At 70.3% G+C, this 17397-nt stretch carries 19 protein-coding genes and 1 pseudogene; 6 read left to right on the top strand and 14 right to left on the bottom strand.

Features of this window, described 5'->3' with window-relative positions:
• Window positions 1-39: 39 nt before the first annotated feature.
• Complete coding sequence (locus MFF01_RS08580; protein WP_238223923.1) at window positions 40-906, bottom strand: methionyl-tRNA formyltransferase; 867 nt, start codon at window positions 904-906, stop codon at window positions 40-42.
• An 87-nt stretch (window positions 907-993) separates the two neighbouring features.
• Between MFF01_RS08580 and MFF01_RS08575 the strand changes: the two are divergent.
• Window positions 994-1691 (top strand): annotated as a pseudogene (locus tag MFF01_RS08575) (SDR family NAD(P)-dependent oxidoreductase); the annotation flags it as partial.
• 36 nt (window positions 1692-1727) lie between these two features.
• On the opposite strand, the gene bcsS reads toward MFF01_RS08575, so the two are convergent.
• Window positions 1728-2459 carry a cellulose biosynthesis protein BcsS gene (gene bcsS / locus MFF01_RS08570; RefSeq protein WP_238223922.1) on the bottom strand — a complete coding sequence of 244 codons (732 nt, stop codon included), beginning with the start codon at window positions 2457-2459 and terminating at the stop codon, window positions 1728-1730.
• Window positions 2460-2749: 290 nt separating this feature from the next.
• Here bcsS and MFF01_RS08565 point away from each other — a divergent pair, with 290 nt between their 5' ends.
• Window positions 2750-3352: an exopolysaccharide biosynthesis protein gene (locus MFF01_RS08565; protein WP_283207170.1), complete on the top strand. Its 603-nt coding sequence runs from the start codon at window positions 2750-2752 to the stop codon at window positions 3350-3352.
• Window positions 3353-3394: 42 nt separating this feature from the next.
• On the opposite strand, the gene MFF01_RS08560 is transcribed toward MFF01_RS08565, so the two are convergent.
• The 3 genes from MFF01_RS08560 to MFF01_RS22045 are packed head-to-tail and all read right to left on the bottom strand — an operon-like array spanning window position 3395 to window position 5231.
• Window positions 3395-4219, bottom strand: a complete 825-nt coding sequence (locus tag MFF01_RS08560; RefSeq protein WP_238224328.1) for a metal ABC transporter permease — start codon at window positions 4217-4219, stop codon at window positions 3395-3397.
• A 50-nt stretch (window positions 4220-4269) separates the two neighbouring features.
• Window positions 4270-5112, bottom strand: coding sequence for a metal ABC transporter ATP-binding protein (locus MFF01_RS08555; protein WP_238223921.1), 843 nt, complete (start codon window positions 5110-5112; stop codon window positions 4270-4272).
• Window positions 5109-5231 carry a hypothetical protein gene (locus tag MFF01_RS22045; RefSeq protein WP_283207169.1) on the bottom strand — a complete coding sequence of 41 codons (123 nt, stop codon included), beginning with the start codon at window positions 5229-5231 and terminating at the stop codon, window positions 5109-5111. Before MFF01_RS22045 ends, MFF01_RS08555 begins: the two co-directional genes overlap by 4 nt.
• 117 nt (window positions 5232-5348) lie before the next feature.
• On the opposite strand from MFF01_RS22045, the gene MFF01_RS08550 reads away from it, so the two are divergent.
• On the top strand, window positions 5349-5843 hold the full coding sequence (locus MFF01_RS08550; RefSeq protein WP_238223920.1) for a Fur family transcriptional regulator: 495 nt from the start codon (window positions 5349-5351) through the stop codon (window positions 5841-5843).
• A gap of 27 nt (window positions 5844-5870) precedes the next feature.
• Here MFF01_RS08550 and MFF01_RS08545 read toward each other — a convergent pair whose 3' ends face one another.
• Window positions 5871-7340: a sugar transferase gene (locus tag MFF01_RS08545; RefSeq protein ID WP_238224327.1), complete on the bottom strand. Its 1470-nt coding sequence runs from the start codon at window positions 7338-7340 to the stop codon at window positions 5871-5873.
• Window positions 7341-7921: 581 nt separating this feature from the next.
• On the opposite strand from MFF01_RS08545, the gene MFF01_RS08540 reads away from it, so the two are divergent.
• Window positions 7922-9181: an MFS transporter gene (locus tag MFF01_RS08540; protein ID WP_238223918.1), complete on the top strand. Its 1260-nt coding sequence runs from the start codon at window positions 7922-7924 to the stop codon at window positions 9179-9181.
• A 63-nt stretch (window positions 9182-9244) separates the two neighbouring features.
• Here MFF01_RS08540 and hmuQ read toward each other — a convergent pair whose 3' ends face one another.
• On the bottom strand, window positions 9245-9580 hold the full coding sequence (hmuQ, locus tag MFF01_RS08535) for a heme-degrading protein HmuQ (RefSeq protein WP_238223912.1): 336 nt from the start codon (window positions 9578-9580) through the stop codon (window positions 9245-9247).
• A 419-nt stretch (window positions 9581-9999) separates the two neighbouring features.
• Between hmuQ and MFF01_RS08530 the strand changes: the two genes are divergently transcribed.
• The gene (locus MFF01_RS08530) at window positions 10000-10407 is read left to right on the top strand and encodes a helix-turn-helix domain-containing protein (protein WP_238223911.1); all 408 of its coding nucleotides are present in this window, start codon (window positions 10000-10002) and stop codon (window positions 10405-10407) included.
• Window positions 10408-10524: 117 nt separating this feature from the next.
• On the opposite strand, the gene MFF01_RS08525 is transcribed toward MFF01_RS08530, so the two are convergent.
• The 4 genes from MFF01_RS08525 to cbiE are packed head-to-tail and all read right to left on the bottom strand — an operon-like array spanning window position 10525 to window position 14247.
• A complete protein-coding gene (locus MFF01_RS08525; protein ID WP_238223910.1) occupies window positions 10525-11835 on the bottom strand; it encodes a cobyrinic acid a,c-diamide synthase CobB in 1311 nt (436 codons plus the stop codon).
• A complete protein-coding gene (gene cobM / locus MFF01_RS08520) occupies window positions 11832-12629 on the bottom strand; it encodes a precorrin-4 C(11)-methyltransferase (protein ID WP_238223909.1) in 798 nt (265 codons plus the stop codon). Before cobM ends, MFF01_RS08525 begins: the two co-directional genes overlap by 4 nt.
• Entirely contained in the window at window positions 12626-13042 is a 417-nt protein-coding gene (locus MFF01_RS08515; protein WP_238223904.1) for a cobalamin biosynthesis protein, read from the bottom strand. Before MFF01_RS08515 ends, cobM begins: the two co-directional genes overlap by 4 nt.
• Window positions 13021-14247: a precorrin-6y C5,15-methyltransferase (decarboxylating) subunit CbiE gene (gene cbiE / locus MFF01_RS08510; protein ID WP_238223901.1), complete on the bottom strand. Its 1227-nt coding sequence runs from the start codon at window positions 14245-14247 to the stop codon at window positions 13021-13023. Before cbiE ends, MFF01_RS08515 begins: the two co-directional genes overlap by 22 nt.
• Before the next feature lie 14 nt (window positions 14248-14261).
• Here cbiE and MFF01_RS08505 point away from each other — a divergent pair, with 14 nt between their 5' ends.
• Complete coding sequence (locus tag MFF01_RS08505) at window positions 14262-14990, top strand: cobalt-precorrin-6A reductase (RefSeq protein WP_238223899.1); 729 nt, start codon at window positions 14262-14264, stop codon at window positions 14988-14990.
• A 227-nt stretch (window positions 14991-15217) separates the two neighbouring features.
• Here MFF01_RS08505 and cobJ read toward each other — a convergent pair whose 3' ends face one another.
• The 3 genes from cobJ to MFF01_RS08490 are packed head-to-tail and all read right to left on the bottom strand — an operon-like array spanning window position 15218 to window position 17396.
• Window positions 15218-15976 carry a precorrin-3B C(17)-methyltransferase gene (gene cobJ, locus MFF01_RS08500; protein WP_238223897.1) on the bottom strand — a complete coding sequence of 253 codons (759 nt, stop codon included), beginning with the start codon at window positions 15974-15976 and terminating at the stop codon, window positions 15218-15220.
• Complete coding sequence (locus tag MFF01_RS08495) at window positions 15973-16764, bottom strand: precorrin-2 C(20)-methyltransferase (RefSeq protein ID WP_283207168.1); 792 nt, start codon at window positions 16762-16764, stop codon at window positions 15973-15975. Before MFF01_RS08495 ends, cobJ begins: the two co-directional genes overlap by 4 nt.
• A complete protein-coding gene (locus tag MFF01_RS08490) occupies window positions 16764-17396 on the bottom strand; it encodes a precorrin-8X methylmutase (RefSeq protein WP_238223895.1) in 633 nt (210 codons plus the stop codon). Before MFF01_RS08490 ends, MFF01_RS08495 begins: the two co-directional genes overlap by 1 nt.
• Window position 17397: the final 1 nt, after the last annotated feature.

Here is a 17397-nt window from a genome sequence, read left to right as displayed (position 1 = left end):
ATTCGTCTCGGACTTCGAACCGTAGCCGTTCCAGGCGAACTACCGCCCGAGATGCACGGCCTCCGTCACCGCCACGGGGCTCCAGCGGTTGAGCTGGATATAGCCGTCGCGCGCCGCCAGGACGATGTGCCGGCGGTAGCGATGGACCACCGTGCCCGGCGTATGGCGGTGGGGTTCGCGCCAGCCTTCGGCGGCGGCCACGTAGACACGGTTGTCCCCGAGGCGCGCGATGGTCTCGATGGCCCCGAAGGCCCGCACGCGGCGCAGGATCGCCTCCACGTCGGCCCGGAAATCGAGGGTGCGATCGGCGTCGGTGACACGGGGCCAGTACGAGCCTTCGCCCTGGGCTTGCGCGCCGCGCCAGCGGGCGGGCAGGTCACGGGCGATGGGGCCGGCGGCGAGCCGGCCCGCGGCGAGCTGGCACCGGGTGAGGAGGCTCTCGTGGGTCTCCCGGTCCGACAGGGTGAAGCGCTCCTGGGCGAGGATGTCGCCGGTATCGAATCCCTCCTCGCCGAGGACATGCGCGGTGACGCCCCATTCCGTGTGACCGTCTGCCACCGCCTTGAACAGCGGATAGGGGCCGCGCCCCAGGGGCAGGGGCGAGGGGTGGATGTTGACCCCGTAGGCCGCCAGACCGCGCCAGCCCCGGATCAGCCAGGGGTAGCCCGCCACCACGAGGGCCCAGTCTTGGCCATGCGCCTCCGCCAGGGCCTCCAGATCAGTGGCCTTCATGCGCGAGAGCTGGATCGGCAATCGGCGCTCGCGCGCCTGCGCCACGACGGTCTCGTTGTGATCGTAGATTCCGTCGCAGGGGCGGGTGAACAACTTGATCGGGGTCCAACCCGCCCCGATGAGACTGTCGAACACGCCACCGAGGAAATCGATGCCGGCAAAGGCGAACTTCATGGACTGTCTACCTCGGAAGGCTGCGACGCCACGGATGATGCGATCCGGGCGGGAAAGGCTCCGCTTCTTTCCTATGCGCCCTCGCTGATCGACCGGCAACGCGATGGGAGCGGCTATGGGCGGGTCCTTCTCTACGGTGGTACCGGCGGCATCGGCCGGACGACGGCGGACGCCTCGTGGCGGCGGCCGCCGAACTCGGAAACACCATCTTCACGACCGGCGACGTCACCGATCCGCACTTCTTCCCTCGGGCGACGGAGGAGGCGGCCGGTGAACTCGCCGGTCTCGTCTACGCGGTGGGCACCATCAACCTGCGGCCCCTGGCGAAGCTGACGGCGGGGGATGCCGAGGCCGATTTCCGGATCAATGCCCCGGGCGCCTTCCTCGCTATCCAAGCCGCCGCCCCCGCCCTCAAGGCCGGGGCCGGGGCGGGCGTGGTCCTGTTCTCGACGGTGGCCGTGGCGCAGGGCTTCACCGGCCATGCCCCCGTCGCCATGGCCAAGGGGGGCGGGGAGGGGCTCGCCCTCTCCCTCGCCGCCGAGCCGAGCCCGCACATCCGGATCAACGTCGTGGCGCCCTCCCTCACGCGGACGCCCCTATCGGCGGCCATCACCAACAGCGGAACCCTGGCGTCCGGCATCGCGGCGATGCACGCCCTGCAGCGTCTCGGAATACCGGAGGACATCGCCGGGCTCGCAAGCGTCCTCGTCTCGCCGGAGGCGGGCTGGATCACCGGCCAGGTCATCGGCGTCGACGGGGGACGTTCGGCCCTGCGCACCAAGGGTCGACCCGTTCGCCGTCCGACGGAGGGCCGGAGTGGATCACCACGGTGTCCAGGCGGTGACGCTCACATAGGGACCCACCGGGCTCTCGGGTTCGAACTGCAGGCCGGTCGCGGTACGAAAGCGGAAGCGGCCGATGGCGAAATCCGTCGCGTGGAGTCCAAGCGTCCACTTCCCGTAGCCGGTATGGTCGGCGTAGAGGGCGAGTTCGGGGCCGAGATAGGCGCTCCAACCGGACCAAGGCGCCACCCGCCATCCCCAGGACAGGCGCCCCCACGCAGCGGTCCGTGAGGAATCGAGGATCGCCGTGGCTGTAAGAAGCGTCGTTTCCGTCGGGCGGGCCCAGAGCTCTCCCTGAAGCCGCGCGCCGAATCGGCTCGGATCCAGCCGCGTCACGCCGCCCGTCGTCAGAGCTTCGAGGGATCCCTCGAGGCCCACATAGGCGGCGATCACGCCCCAATCTCGGAACCACTGGTAGCCGAGCACCGCCGCCCCGGAGGCGGTCTCGCGCCGGCCTACTCCCTCTCGCCGCGTGCCCCCGCCGAGGGTCGCGAGGGCGACGAATCCCTCCCGGTCGATCCGGTCGAGGGCGAGCTTGGCGCCTGCGGTGAGGAAGGTGGACGGACCGGTCTCTAGGGTGCCGAACAGCAGCACCGACGCTGGATCGTCCTGCGCCCGCGCGCCCCGCGAGACGAGGTCCGGGGCGGCGAGGGCCAGACCCGCGATGGCGCTCCGAATGATTCTTTCGAGCCCGCGTCCCGTTCCCGCCACATCCGACATCTCCGCAACGTGCAGAGAAGTTAGCAAGGTAATTTAGGATTGAGCGAGTCCTAACTTTTGCGAAGTTGGATTTGTCCAGTCCAACAGGGGCCAACCGAAAGTTCTACGAGCTAAAATATACTTGAGATTAGAATGGTGGATTAAAGTTAACCTGTGGTTTCGCGGGGTCCGGGATGCGTGCTGGCGCACGGGGTGGGATCGTCCCTCCGGGGCTCCGCTTGGCGCTGGTGTCGGACTAGGCTACAGCCCGCGACAGGACCGTCGCCAATGGCCGAGCTTTCTTGTCTCCAGGTGCCCGAACTTCCGAAGTGCTGACCGTGCTCTCCGAACAGGAGAGCGAACGGCTGACCGTCGGCGACATCGTCGCGGTGCTGAAGGATCGTGCCTTCGCGCTTCTCATCGTGATCCTCGGCCTGCCGAACTGCCTGCCGATGCCGCCGCCGATCCCCCTCGTGTGCGGGCTGCTGCTGCTCCTCGTGGCCGTCCAGATCACCGCCGGCATGTCGGCGCCGTGGTTGCCCCGCGCGCTCCTGCGCCGTTCGGTGGCCCGCAAGGACGTCGAGCGGGCGGCCAACCGGGCCGTGCCGCTGCTGCGGCGCCTCGAACACTGGTCACGCCCGCGCATGAGCCTGTTCGAGACGGGCATCGGGTTGCGCGGCGTCGGTCTGATTCTGCTCACCCTGTCCCTGGCGCTCATCGTGGCGGCGCCCATCGTGGGGCAGATTCCCCTCGGTCTCGCCATCTGCCTCGTGGGGCTCGGCCTCGTGGAGCGCGACGGCGTGGTGGTGCTCGCCGGCCTCGCCGTGGGCGCCCTCGGCGTCCTGCTCAATGCCGGCTTCGTCTACGCCCTGGTCTCGGGCGTCATGAGCCTGTTCAACCTGTAGGCTCTGACAAGGCGGCCGACGCGAGCCCTGCCGCTTTTGGGGTCACCCTTCGAGATGGCGCGCTCGTACGAAACGGCGCACCAGGCCGCCCTGTGGCCCGAACAGCATCGACAACAGGTAGAGGGCGCCCGCCGCCAGGACGATGGCGGGCCCCGTCGGCAGGTCGGCCCGGTACGAGAGGGTCAGGCCGAGAACGCTCGCCCCCATGGCGCAGGCGACGGAGACCGGGATCATGCCGCCGAGGTCGCGCGCCCAGAACCGGGCCGTGATGGCGGGGAGCAGCATCAGGCCCACGGCCAGCAGGGTGCCGAGCGCCTGGAAGCCGCCGACGAGGTTGAGCACCACAAGGCCGAGGAAGGCGTAGTGGACCGGCCCGCCCGCCCGGCTCACGGTGCGCAGGAACAGCGGGTCCACGCATTCCATCACCAGGGGCCGGTAGAGGGCGGCGAGCCCGAACAGGGTGATGGTGGCGATCCCGCCGAGCAGCAGCAGGGCCGGGTCGTCGAGGGCCAGCACGGTGCCGAACAGGATGTGCAGGAGGTCGATCTGCGAGCCGCGCAGGGAGATGAGCACCACGCCGGCGGCCAGCGAGATGAGGTAGAACGCCGCGAGACTCGCATCCTCCTTGATGAGGGTCGAGCGGGTGACCGCTCCGGCCAGGAGGGCGACGGCGAGACCGGCGACGAGCCCCCCCAGGGTCATGGCCGGCAGGGACAGGCCCGCCACGAGGAAGCCGATGGCGGCCCCCGGCAGCACGGCGTGGCTCATGGCATCGCTCATGAGGCTCATGCGCCGCAGCATGAGGAACACCCCCACCGGGGGGGCCGACAGCGACAGGGCGAGGCAGCCGACGAGGGCGCGCCGCATGAAGCCGAATTCGAGGAACGGGCCGAACAGCCCATCGATCAGGATTGCGGTCACGGGGCGTCCCGGTGGTCGTGGGGCTGCGCGGGCCCGTGGTGGTGCGGGTGGTCGTGGCCCGGGCCATGCGCGTGCGAATGGGCATGGGGCGTTTCGCCGGCGGCGCGGCCGCAGATCGCCGCGTCCTCGTCCCACGCCTCCGACAGGGTCTGGGCGCGGGCGAGGTTGCGCGGGCTGAGCACGGCTTCCGTCGGCCCCCACGCCACGGGCTCGCGGGCGAGGAGCAGGGTCTCGGGGAAATGCCCGCGCACCTGAGCGAGATCGTGCAACGCCGCCACGATGGTGCGGCCCTGACCGTGCCAGGCGCCGATGAGGCGCAGGAGGTCGGCGCTGGTGCGCCCGTCGACGCCCGTGAACGGCTCGTCGAGGAGGATGACGCGGGCATCCTGGACGATGAGGCGGGCGAACAGGGCCCGCTGGAACTGGCCCCCCGACAGGGTGCCGATGGGCCGGTCCTCGAAGCCGACGAGGCCGACGAGGCCAAGGGCCTCGATGAGGCGGTCGCGATAGGGCGCCGCCCGGCGCCACGGACCGATGCGGCGCCACAGGCCCATGGCCACGAGGTCGAGGACCCGCAGGGGAAAGCCCCGGTCGATCTCGGCCGATTGCGGCAGATACGCGATGGCGCCGGCGAGGTCCGGCCGGTCGATCCGGCCGTCGAGGCACGGCACTTCCCCGACGATGCCCTTGAGGAGGGTCGACTTGCCGGCGCCGTTCGGGCCGACGAGGGCGAGCAGGGCGCCGGGCCGGATCGTACCGTCGAGGTGGTGCACGGCCGGATGGCGGTCGTAGCCGAGGGTGAGGCCGTGGAGCGCGATGGCGCCGGCCGGCGCGCTCACGCCAGGATCCACAGGATGGCGCCCCAGAGAAGGGCGGCCAGGAGCGCCGCCACGACGAAGCGAAGAGGGGCCCCCGCCTGGAACAGCGAGGGGCGAGGCAGGGGGCTGGAACGGGTCACGGGAGGGCAATCGAACCGAACGGGCGCATCGGCTTACGTTGCGCGCTGATACACTGTAACATTGTGGGAGTTCAACGGGCCGGGACGGACCGGCATGCTCACGGGGATCGGGAGCCCATGCACCACCACGTCGGCACGCAAGCGGAGTGTTGCGGTCATCACGGGCCGGAGGAGGCCCTGGCGCGGGCCGAGGCCGTGTGTCGGGCGCGGGACCTGCAGTTCACCCGCCTGCGTCGGGACGTCCTCGAAGTGGTGGCGTCCCAGGCGCGGCCTCTCGGGGCCTACGACATCGCCGAGCGCCTCAGTGCCTCGGGCAAGCGGGTGGCCGCCGTCTCGGTCTACCGCGCCCTGGATTTCCTCACCGAGAACGGCCTCGTTCACCGCATCGCCAGTCGCAATGCCTTCGTGTCCTGCGGGCACACGCACACGGACGGCGCGGGCCTCGTCTTCCTCATCTGCCGCTCCTGCGGCGGCATCGACGAGACCACCTCGCCCGAGATCGAGGACCAGCTCGGCCGCACCCTCGCCAAGGCGGGCTTCCGGCCGTCGAGCCGGATCCTGGAGGTCGAGGGCGAGTGCGGCGCCTGCCTCGGACGGGTCGCCGAGGGCTGACTGCCCCCGTACCGTCGGGAGTATGCTTCAGAACGCGTTGTTGTAGGCGCGCGGCGAGATCACGGTCTGGACCATGATCCGCAGATCGAGCCAGATCGACCAGTTGTCGATGTAGTACAGGTCGTGGGCGACGCGGCGCTCCATGTCGAGGTCGGTCAGGGTCTCGCCGCGCAGGCCGTTCACCTGGGCCCATCCGGTGATGCCCGGCATCACGTTGTGCCGCCGCGCGTAGTGGGCGATGCGCCGCTCGAAGCTGCGGTCATGGGCGAGGGCATGGGGGCGCGGGCCGACGAGGGCCATCTCACCGCGCAGCACGTTGATGAGCTGCGGCAGCTCGTCGATGTTGGAGCGGCGCAGCACTGCGCCGATGCGGGTGATGCGGGAATCGTTGCGCGAGGCCTGCCGGAAGACGGTATCGCCCTCCGCCTTCATGCTGCGGAACTTGTAGACCCTGAAGGCCTGCTGGTTGAAGCCGTAGCGGCGTTGACGGAAGAACACCGGCCCCGGACTGTCGAGCTTGATCAGCACCGCGACGGCGGCGAAGAGCGGCGCCAGCATCACCAGGGCGGTGGCCGCCAGGGTGAGGTCGACGGCGCGCTTGAGCAGGATTTCACCCGGCTGGAGCGGGCGCCGGCCGATGCTGAGGCCGGACAGGCGCCCGACGCGCCCGACCTTGATGTCGGGGAAGCGGTCCATCACCGAGCCGGGGCGCAGGTGCAGGGCGGCGGGCACGCGCAGGAACGCGTCGATGCAGCGCTCGATGTCGCTCGCCTCCGACCACGGCACCAGGATGAAGACGTCGTCGGGGCGCAGGAAGCGCACCACCGACACGGCGAGATCGAGGTCCTCGGCCATCTGCGCGGTGCGGGTGAGGGCGTCGGCCTCGCCATCCGTGCGGCGCAGGTAGCTGGTTCCGATGACGCGAAGGCCGAGGGCTTCCGTGTCGTTGTGGGCGTAGAACCGCGCGATGTCGTCCTCGTATCCGACGAGATGGATGCGGTTGATGGAGGCCGAGTCCGGCCGGATCGCTCCGCGCACCAGGGCGATCATCGCGGCGCGAACCCCGAGCATCACCGGCAGGCCCGTAAGGAAGAAGCCGAGGGAGACGATGCGCGAGAAGTCGTTGGTGGTCTTGGTGGCGAAGCCGAGAATGAGCACGACCGCCCAGGCCGAGACCCAGAGGGTCGCGGTGCGCCGCAGGTGCGGTCCATGCGAGAGGGCCGTCTCGATGCTGTATTCGTCTCGCGCCAGGTTGGTAAGGAGCACCATCACGGCGATGAGGCCGGCGATATGCAGTCCGCCGCTCGCGCCGCTTGGCGGGAATTCCCCAAGCACGGCGAGGGAATAGGTGACGTCCACCGCATAAGCGGTGCCGAGGATGGCGACGAGATCGGCGAGCGCCACGGATGCGCTGATGCCGAGGCGGAAGGCCGCGCGTCGGCGCCGGGGCAGGAGGGCTGCCCAGACATCGCGGCGCGCGACCGTCTTGATCGACATGGCCTGCGGTGCGGCTTCATAGATTTTCTGGATCGGTTCCTGAAACATCTGGAATGCCATGTCCCGTCGTGAGGCGGAAAGTGTCCCGAATCGGGCCAATTGGCCGGTCGATCCCGGTTTCGTCACATCACGGCGCAAGCTTCGGACCTTCGTCCCCGGTCTTGCGCGAACCGGATCGTCGAGAGTGGGAACATCTGCTGGAGCGGGTCCAGCTTTCATCGAGTCAAGACTTCGAGGCCCTCTAAGGAGTTCGAGATCTTTCGTTCTTGGCTTAGAAAAGCTTCCGAGCGTCAGCAATCTGCTCTGGACTTATCCACCGAAAAGTCTTCGGTGGCGGCCTCGTTTGGGTGCCGGTTCGGATCGAGGCGTGTCTCGCGACGGTCCGAGGCGTTCGCATACTGCGCCGCAATCAGACGCCGCCCTCGGCCATGATCGCGACATCAATGGGCGCCATCGGCGGGTTCCAAGGCGTCGTGCCAGGACGGCGTCGTAAACGTTTGCGCGGCGCCAATTCATCCCTAATGGATCACGGCAGGCTGACGTTTTTTCACGAAACACCGAGGATGCGGCGAGTATCGTCCATGCTGGATACCAACGGACAGGCCGTCGCGGATGAAGGGTTGGGCGCGGACGCGGGGGCGACCGTTGCCGTGGCGCCGCCTGCGGCGGTCACCGGTGCCACCCCGGCCTTCGTGGTGCTCGCAGGCTTGAGCCTGTCGCACCTCCTCAACGATCTCATCCAGTCCCTGCTGCCGGCGATCTATCCGCTGCTGAAGGCACAGTTCCGGCTCGCTTTCGGCCAGATCGGCCTCATCACCTTCGTGTTCCAGCTCACCGCCTCGGTGCTCCAGCCCATCGTGGGCCTCTATACCGATCGCAAGCCACTGCCGTTCTCCCTGGCCTTCGGGATGGGATCCTCCCTCCTCGGCCTCCTGCTCCTGTCCGTGGCATGGGACTACGGCCTCCTGCTCCTCGCCGCCGGCCTCGTGGGGTTCGGTTCGGCGGTGTTCCATCCCGAGGCGACGCGCGTCGCACGCCTCGCTTCGGGGGGGCGTTACGGCTTGGCACAATCGGTGTTTCAGGTCGGTGGCAATGCCGGGACGGCGCTCGGGCCCCTGCTCGCCGCCTTCGTGGTGGTGCCGCACGGGCAGGGGAGCGTGGCATGGTTCTCCCTCGTGGCGTTGGCGGGCATCGGCGTGCTTGCCCTCGTCGGCCGCTGGTATGCCGGACGGCTGCGCGCGAAGCTGCGCCCCGCCTCCCGCGCGGTGGCCCGTGCCGCGCCCCTCTCGCGCCGACGGATCGGCGTCACCATCGCGATCCTGTTGACGTTGATCTTCTCGAAATACTTCTATCTCGCGAGTTTCTCGTCCTACTACACCTTCTACCTGATCCACCGCTTCGGCGTGTCCGTGCCCCAGTCGCAGATCTACCTGTTCGTCTTCCTTGGCGCGGTGGCGGCGGGGACGATCCTGGGTGGCCCCATCGGCGACCGCATCGGGCGCAAACCGGTGATCTGGGGCTCGATTCTCGGGGTCCTTCCCTTCACCCTGGCTCTGCCCCACGCCGATCTGACCTGGACCGTGGTGCTGACGGTGCCCATCGGCATGATCCTGGCCTCGGCGATGCCGGCGATCCTCGTCTACGCGCAGGAACTTCTTCCCGGCCGGATCGGCCTCGTCGGCGGACTGTTCTTCGGCTTCGCGTTCGGGATGGGAGGGCTCGGCGCCGCGATCCTCGGGGAGGTGGCCGATCATGCCGGCATCACGGCGGTCTATGCCCTGTGCGCCTACCTGCCGCTCATCGGACTCTCGGCGGCGTTCCTGCCGCGCCTCGCCCGATGACACCGTACGGGCCGGCCGGAGGACTGGCGAGCCCGGCCCCCTCGCCCGGCCCTTGAAGCGGACTCAGGCCGCCGAGCCTGAACCCGCGCCACCGAGGGTCTGGATCGCCTCGAACCCCTCGAATTGGGGATGCCCGAGGTAGAGCGGCTTCGTCGTCGGCACCCGGCCGTGCGCCTTGCGGAATTGCTCCGAGCGGGTCCAGGCTTCGAAGTCGGCCTTCGAGGCCCAGATCGTGTGTGACGCGTAGAGGACGTGGTCCTCATGCTCGGGCCCCCGCAGCAGGTGGAATTCCACGAAGCCTGGCATCTCGCCGAGCTGGCTGTCGCGCCCGAGCCAGACTTGCTCGAAATCCGCGGTGGAATCCTTGACGACTTTGAAGCGATTCATCGCGATATACATGTCTGGATCCGTGTTTTCCGACGGGGGTCGGGATGCCCGACACCCTAGCCCAGGTGGCGCGGCAATCGGAAGGACCAACCGGGGCGGCCCTTCTGCCGGATACCGGAACCTGGGCCGACCCCGGCGCCGCAGACCCGTACAAAGGTTCCATAGCGGAAGCTCTTGCTTTTCGTGCCGCCTTTGTGGTCAAGCTGCCGCCGCTGTAGGAATTCGAACGAAACCGCATAGAATGACCGCAGGCGTCGCGTGCGGCGTAGGGATGAGCTTCTGCTTAGATCCAATAGATCGTGTCGTGTCCGAGGATCGGATCCCTAACGAAAATCAGTTTTGTACGATATCGTGCGGAATCGTTCTTTTAGGCCCGATCCCTTCGTTGGTCCGGACGGCGGCGTTCACGAGTTTCAGGACTGAATCGAGATATGATGCCCAAACAGACCACCGATGTTGATCGCCTCGTCGGATTGCGAATCACCGCCCTCCGCAAGGCGCGTGGCCTGAGTCAGACCGCGCTTGGCACCGCCGTTGGTGTGACGTTCCAGCAGGTTCAGAAGTACGAGAAGGGCCAGAACCGCGTCGGCGCCGGCCGCCTGCGCGAGATCGCCCGCCTTCTCGAAGTGCCGGTTTCGGCCTTCTTCGAGGATGACGATGCCGGCGGCACGCAGTCCGACGTCTTCGGCTTCCTCAGTGCTCAGGGCGCCATCGAACTCTTGCGCGCCTATGCGCTGATCGACAACGACCAGCTGCGGCGCGATGCCCTCGCCATCGTCCGAACCATCTCGAAGATGGGCAAACTGGCGCCGACGGAGCCGGATCCCGTCGCCGAGTAGGCCGCTTCGATCCCGTTCGGATCTTTCGAGACGTGAGCCGATCCGGTCGGTTCGCTTCTCGAAGAGGCCGTGTGGAAACGTCTTTCGCGATCGTGCTGCGATTGAGCGGACGGCGCTTCAGCCGATGAGGTGGAAGAAGCTGCCCGTCACCCGTCCGAGGCGATGACCGGCGAGCCCGAGGGGCACGTTCTCCGCATCCGTGACGGACGCCAGGGCCCCGTCCGCGTCCGGTGCCGGGGTGCGCTCGCTGGCATAGTGGAATTCGTGGCCGACAAGGCGGGTGCCCGCCCGCCCGAGGGGACCGTCGGCGACGAGGGTGGCCACGCGGTAGCCGAGGTGCAGCTTGCGCACCCGGTACGAGGTCGCCACCGGCAGGAGGTTTGCCATGGGATGGGTGACCCCCTCGGCGTCTTCCAGGCTTTCGCCGAGCACCATGTAGCCGCCGCACTCGCCGTGAACAGGGCGGTCCATGGCAAAGGCGCGCAGGCCCGCGAGGAACGTCGTGGCGGCGGCGAGGTACCCCGCATGGAGTTCCGGGTAGCCACCCGGTAGCCACGCCGCGTCGCACCCGGCCGGCGGCGCCTCGTCGGCGAGGGGCGAGAACGGGACGAGTTCGGCCCCTTGCGCCCGCCAACCCGCCGCCATGTGCGGATAGAGGAACGAGAAGGCGGCATCGGACGCCACGGCGATGCGCTGGCCCGGCGGGTTCGGCAGGGCCCCGGCGCGGGGCGAGGGTGTGACCCCGGCGGCGGCGGCCAGGATGGCGTCGAGGTCGAGGCCCGCCTCCGCCAGATCCGCCAGCCGGTCGAGGCGCACGTCGAGATCGTTGGTCTCCCGGGCCTGAACCAGGCCGAGGTGGCGTTCGGGCAAGGTCAGCCCCGCGTCGCGCATGAGGGCCCCGAAGACCGGCAGGCCGATCTTGGCCAGCCCCGCCTCCACGAGGCGCCGATGACGCGGGCTCGCGACCTTGTTCAGCACCACCCCGGCGATGCGGATGCGCGGATCGTAATGCATGCAGCCGAGCGCCACGGCGGCGGCCGATTGCGCCGCCCCCGACACGTCGAGGACGAGGAGGACGGGCCAGCCGTAGCGTGCGGCGATGTCGGCATTGGCCCCCGTGCGGCCGGCCCCCGCCACGATCCCGTCGAACAGGCCCATGGACCCTTCCGCCACCACGAGGGCGGCGTCCGTCCCCGCGAGGCCCGCCACGGCGTCGAGCATGGGCTCCGCCATGGCGAAGCTGTCGAGGTTGAAGCTCGGAAACCCCGTGGCGGCTTCATGGAAGGCCGGGTCGATATAGTCCGGCCCGCATTTCGCGCCGCGCACGGCGATGCCGCGCCGGCGCAGCGCTCGCAGGAGCGCCAGGGTGACGGTGGTCTTGCCGGAACTCGAGCGGGGGGCGGCGACGAGGAGGCCCGGAACGCTCACGGGCGCTCTCCCGCCACCGTGCGGGCCGCGCCTGTGCCGGATTGCGGCCGGAATCGCCGGTCGTAGTCGGTGGAGTAGAGGGCGCTCTCGCGAAACTCCGCCGGGTCGAGGGCCGGGCCGACGAGGATGAGGGCCGTTCGTTCGAGGCGGGCTTCCGCCACCTGTCCGGCGATGCGCGCGAGGGTGCCGGTGAGGACCCGCTCGTCGGGCCAGGTTGCGCGGAACACCACCGCGGCCGGGCAGTCTGCGCCGTAGAACGGCGTCAGCTCGGTCACCACCGCGTCGATGACGTGAATCGAGAGGTGCAGCGCCAGGGTCGCGCCCGTGGCGGCGAAGGCGGCGAGCGTCTCGCGCTCCGGCATGGCGCTGGCCCGGCCGGACGTGCGGGTGAGGATGACCGATTGGGCGAGGCCCGGCACCGTGAGTTCGCGCCCGAGTACGGCGGCGGCGGCGGCGAAGGCGGGCACGCCCGGCGTCACCGTGTAGGGAATGCCGGCCTGGGTGAGGCGCCGGGTCTGTTCGGCCAGCGCGCTCCAGATCGAGAGATCGCCCGAATGCAGGCGGGCGACGTCGAGCCCCGCCGCGTGGGCGGCGGCGCACTCGGCCAGAATCGCGTCGAGGTCGAGGGGGGCGGTGTCGACGATCCGCGCGCCCGGCGGGCACCAGCCCAGGATCTCCGGCGCCACCAGGGAGCCGGCATGGAGGCAGACGGGGCAGCGCGCGATGAGATCGCGTCCGCGCACGGTGATGAGGTCGGCGGCGCCCGGGCCGGCGCCGATGAAATGGACGGTCATGGTGCCTGAGTGACGGATTTGGGGCCGAGTGCAAGGGCGCATGTCGCCCCGGCACTCGCGATGCGGGGGAGGATGAGGGTCGCGCCGGGGCCGGCCCCCGCGAGGGCGGCGGCCTCCGCCACGGAGCCGACGCCGCGCGTGGCCGTGATGCGGGCCGAGCGGGTGACGACCCGCGCGTCCATGGCGATGAGGGCTTCGGCCGAAACGCCGATCAGCGGCACGCCGAGGGTTGCGGCCACGGCACGGATGGCCGGTTCGTCCGCCCGGTCGGCGGCGGTGGCGAGGCTCTCGAGGAGGAATGGCTGCCTCGCCAGAGCGTGCCCTACGAGGTCGAGTATCTCGTCCGCCGCCGTGGCGTGGCGAAAGCCGATTCCGGCGACGACCCGTTCGGTCACGGCTTCGTCCAAACCCACTGCGTCACCGGCATCGCCGTGCGCCAGCCGTGGAGGTGGCCGACGGGATCGGCTTTCGCGACGGAAAGGCGTTTGAGGGTGCCGCCGTGCCGGGCGAAGGCGGCGAGGAGCACCGCCTCGCCCTCCAGGGTCACGACGTTGGCGACGAGGCGGCCGCCGGGGGCGAGGGCGTCCCGCGCCTGATCGAGAAGCCCCGGTGCCGTGACGCCGCCGCCGATGAACACCGCGTCTGGCCGGTCGAGACCGCTCAGGGCTTCGGGGGCGGCCCCCTCCACGACGGCGAGGCCCGGCACGCCGAGGTTCGCGGCGTTGCGCCGGATGCGGGCGACCCGGGCCGGGTTCGCCTCGATGGCCAGCGCCCGCAGGCCGGGGCGGCGCAGCATCCATTCGATGGAAATCGAGCCGGCCCCGGCGCCGATATCCCACAGGAGCTGACCCGCACGAGGACGCAGGGCCGCCAGGGTTACGGCGCGGATGTCGGATTTGGTGAGCTGTCCGTCATTCTCGAACCAGGCGTCGTCGAGGCCCGGCGCCAGGGGCAGCACCCGGGCGTCGGGGTTGGCCACGACCGCAATGGCGAGGGTGTTGAGGGGATCGATGCCATCGAGGGCGAAGGTGCCGGCCGCCGTGTCGCGGCGGTTCTCGCGCGGGCCGCCCATGGCCTCCAGCACCGTGAGCGTCGAATCCCCGAATCCCCGCTCGGTGAGGAGGGCGGCGACGGCGGCCGGCGTCGATCCGTCCCAGCTCAGGACGAGCAGATGGGCGCCGGGCTGGAGATGGGGGATGAGGTTCGGCAGCGCCCGGCCGTGCAGGGTGAGGCAGGCGGTCTCGGCGACGGGCCAGCCCATGCGGGCGCAGGCGAGGCTGAACGCGGAGGGCTGGGCGAACACCCGCACCTCCTCCGCCGGGACGAGGCGCGCGATCTCGGCGCCGATGCCGTAATGGAACGGATCGCCCGTGGCGAGGATGCAGGTCGGCTGCCCGCGCCGGGCCAGGATGCCGGGATAGGCGTCCGCGATGGGGCTCGGCCACAGCCGCACCTCGGCGCGGAGCGGCCCGGCGAGTTCGATATGGCGCCGGCCGCCATAGATGCACGCGGCCGTGTCGAGGGCGGCGGCGGCGGCGGGGCTCAACCCGGCCCGGCCATCCTCCCCGATGCCCACGAGGGTCAGCCACGCTTGGCTCGACACAGGCTCACGGCTCATGGAGAAAGCGTCCCATGCTCAAGCGTTGCCTCATCCTCGGCGGCACGGGCGAGGCGAGCGCCCTGGTGCGGAGCCTGCCCCTCGGACTCGACGCCACCCTGTCGCTCGCCGGCCGCACCCAGGCGCCGAAGGCCGAGCCGGTGCCGACCCGCATCGGCGGCTTCGGCGGCGTGGACGGCCTCGCGGCCTACATCACCCAGAACCGGATCACCTGCGTCATCGACGCGACCCATCCGTTCGCCGCCCGCATGAGCGCGAACGCGGCGCGTGCCTGCGCCCGCACCGGCACGGAGTTGCTGGCCATCCGCCGCCCGGCCTGGGACCCGGTGCCGGGGGATCGCTGGACCCTCGTGCCCGATATGGCGGCGGCCGCGTTGGCGTTGGGCGAAAAGCTGCGCCGGGTGTTCCTCACAGTCGGCCGCCAGGAGGTCGATGCCTTCGCGGCCGCGCCCCAGCACGATTACGTGGTGCGCGCCATCGAGTCCGTGAGCCTGGCCGTCCCGCGCCTCACGGCGATCTCCGCGCGCGGCCCCTTCGCCGAGGCTGACGAGGCGGCCTTTTTGCGAGATCAGGGGATCGACGTGCTGGTGAGCAAGAATTCCGGCGGGGCCGCCACCTACGGCAAGATCGCGGCCGCGCGGGGGTTGGGCCTGCCGGTGGTGATGGTGGCCCGGCCGCCGAAGCCCGATGGGCCGAGCGTTTCCGACGCGGCTGCCGCGCTGGCGTGGCTGACGAGCCGTTAAGCAGCTTATCCTAACGACATCGGGATCCATCGTCCGTGGGAATACGAGAACGTGACCCGCAACACGCTCCCTCTCCTGCAAGGAGAGGGCTGGGGCGAGGTGTGGGACCTTTTCGGAGATGTCACACACCTCACCCTGTCGCTCTCCTCCCAGGCGAGGGGACCCCTGCCGCCCGCACGACGGACGAAGACGATGGCCCCCGATAGACAAAGGCCGGCAGGCCCGTCTCACGCCGGCACGCTGCGCGGGGTGTAGACGTAGGGACGGACCCCGTCCCCCCGCTCGATCAGCCGGGTGCCCGAGGCGCCGATGATCACCATGGTGGCCATGTCGGCGGTGGTCTCGCGGGCCTCGGCCAGGGTGAGCACCCGGATGGCCTCGTCGGGCCGCGAGACGGCGCGGGCGAAGATCACCGGGGTGTCGGGGGCGCGGATCTCGGCGGTCAGCGCCAGGGCGCGCCCGAGTTGCCATGGCCGCGCCTTCGAGATCGGGTTGTAGAGGCTCACGACGAAATCGGCCCGCAGCACGGCCTCCAGCCGGGCGGTCACGACCTCCCAGGGCTTGAGATTGTCCGACAGGGACAGGGCACAGAAATCGCCGCCGAGCGGCGCGCCGAGGCGGGCGGCGGCGGCCAGCATGGCGGTGATGCCCGGTTCGACGGTGATGGTAAGGGTCCGCCACAGGGGATCGCCGGCCTCCACCGCCTCGAACACAGCCGCCGCCATGGCGAACACGCCGGGATCGCCGCCCGACACCACGGCGACATGACGGCCGGCGGCGGCGAGTTCGAGGGCGTGGCGGGCGCGGTCGACCTCGACGCGGTTGTCGGTGGCGTGCCGGGTCAGGCCCGGCCGCTCCGGCACGCGGGCGACGTAGGGGATGTAGCCGATGAGGTCCTGCGCGCGGGCGAGCGCCGCTTCGGCGGCGCGGGTCAGGAGGTCGGGGTCGCCCGGCCCGAGGCCGATGACCGTGACGGAGCCGGTCACGGCCGGCGGCCTTCGCCGGGCAGGAGCACCATGGAGAAGTAGGGCGCCGTGTCGTCGGGCTTCTCGTGCAGGGGAACCACGCGCTCGCCCGCCATGGTGCCGCGCTCGACATAGACCGCGCGCTCCAGCACACCGGCCTCCTTCAGGGCGGCGCGGACCTTGGGCAGGTGGCGGCCGAGCTTCATGATCACGGCGGCGTCGGTCTGCGTCAGCCGCGCGACCAGGGCGGCGTGCGGCAGGGTCGCGGGCAGGATGGTGAGGACATCGTCGCCCCAGGTGATGGGCGTGCCGGCCCGGGTCCAGCAGCCCGACATGCCGGTGACGCCCGGCACCACTTCCACGGGAAAGCGGTCCTTCAGGCGGCGCCACAGGTGCATGAACGAGCCGTAGAAGAACGGATCGCCCTCGCTGAGGATCGCGACGTCGCGGCCAGCACCCAGGTGGTCGGCGAGCTGGGCCGCCGCGTCGTCGTAGAAGCCCGCGAGCGCCGCGACATAGTCGGGATGCTCGGGGTGCAGCTCGGTGGTGTAGGGGTAGGCCAGAGCGCATTCGCGCGCCGGGTCTGGCGTCAGCACCGCGTCCGCGATGGTGCGGGCGTTGCCGCGCCGGCCCTTCTTGCAGAAATGCACGAGGACAGGGGCCGCCGCCAGCACCTTCATGGCCCGCACGGTGAGGTAATCGGGCTCGCCCGGCCCCATGCCGACGCCGAACAGGGTGCCGGTGAGCTTCGCCACGGGCTGCGCGGGCTCGTCCAGGGCGGCGGGGGGGAGGGGAGCGCCCGCCTCCATCACTCGATCTCCTGCGCCAGGGCGTTGATGGCGGCCGCCGTCATGGCGCTGCCGCCGCGCCGGCCGTGCACCACGACGAAGGGCACCCGGCCGTCGCGGGCGAGGGCCTCCTTCGATTCGGCGGCCCCGACGAAGCCGACGGGGATGCCGATGACGGCGGCCGGCGGCGGCACGCCCTCGTCCAGGAGTTCGAGGAGCCGGAACAGGGAGGTCGGGGCGTTGCCCACCGCCACGACGCTGCCGGGCAGGTGCTCGCGCCACAATTCCATGGCGGCGGCCGAGCGGGTGGTGCCCATGCTGGCGGCCATCTCGGGCACGCGCGGATCGCTGAGCGAACAGATCACCCGGTTGTTCGCCGGCAGGCGCGACCGGGTGACCCCGTCGGCGACCATGCGGACATCGCAGAGGATCGGCGCTCCGGCTTTCAGGGCGGCCTCGCCCCTTTCAGCGAAATCGTCCGAGAGTTCCACGTCGCGGGGCAGGTCGGTCATGCCGCAGGCGTGGATCATCCGCACCACAACCCGCTCGGCGGTGCCGTGGAAGCGGGCGAGGTCCGCCTCGGCGCGGATCATCGCGAAGGAGCGGGCGTAGATCGCCTGCCCGTCGCGCAGATAGTCGAGGCGCGAACTCATG

The sequence above is a fragment of the Methylobacterium adhaesivum genome (assembly GCF_022179065.1).
Classification (GTDB): Bacteria; Pseudomonadota; Alphaproteobacteria; order Rhizobiales; family Beijerinckiaceae; genus Methylobacterium; species Methylobacterium adhaesivum.
This window is presented reverse-complemented; position numbering and strand designations above follow the sequence as displayed.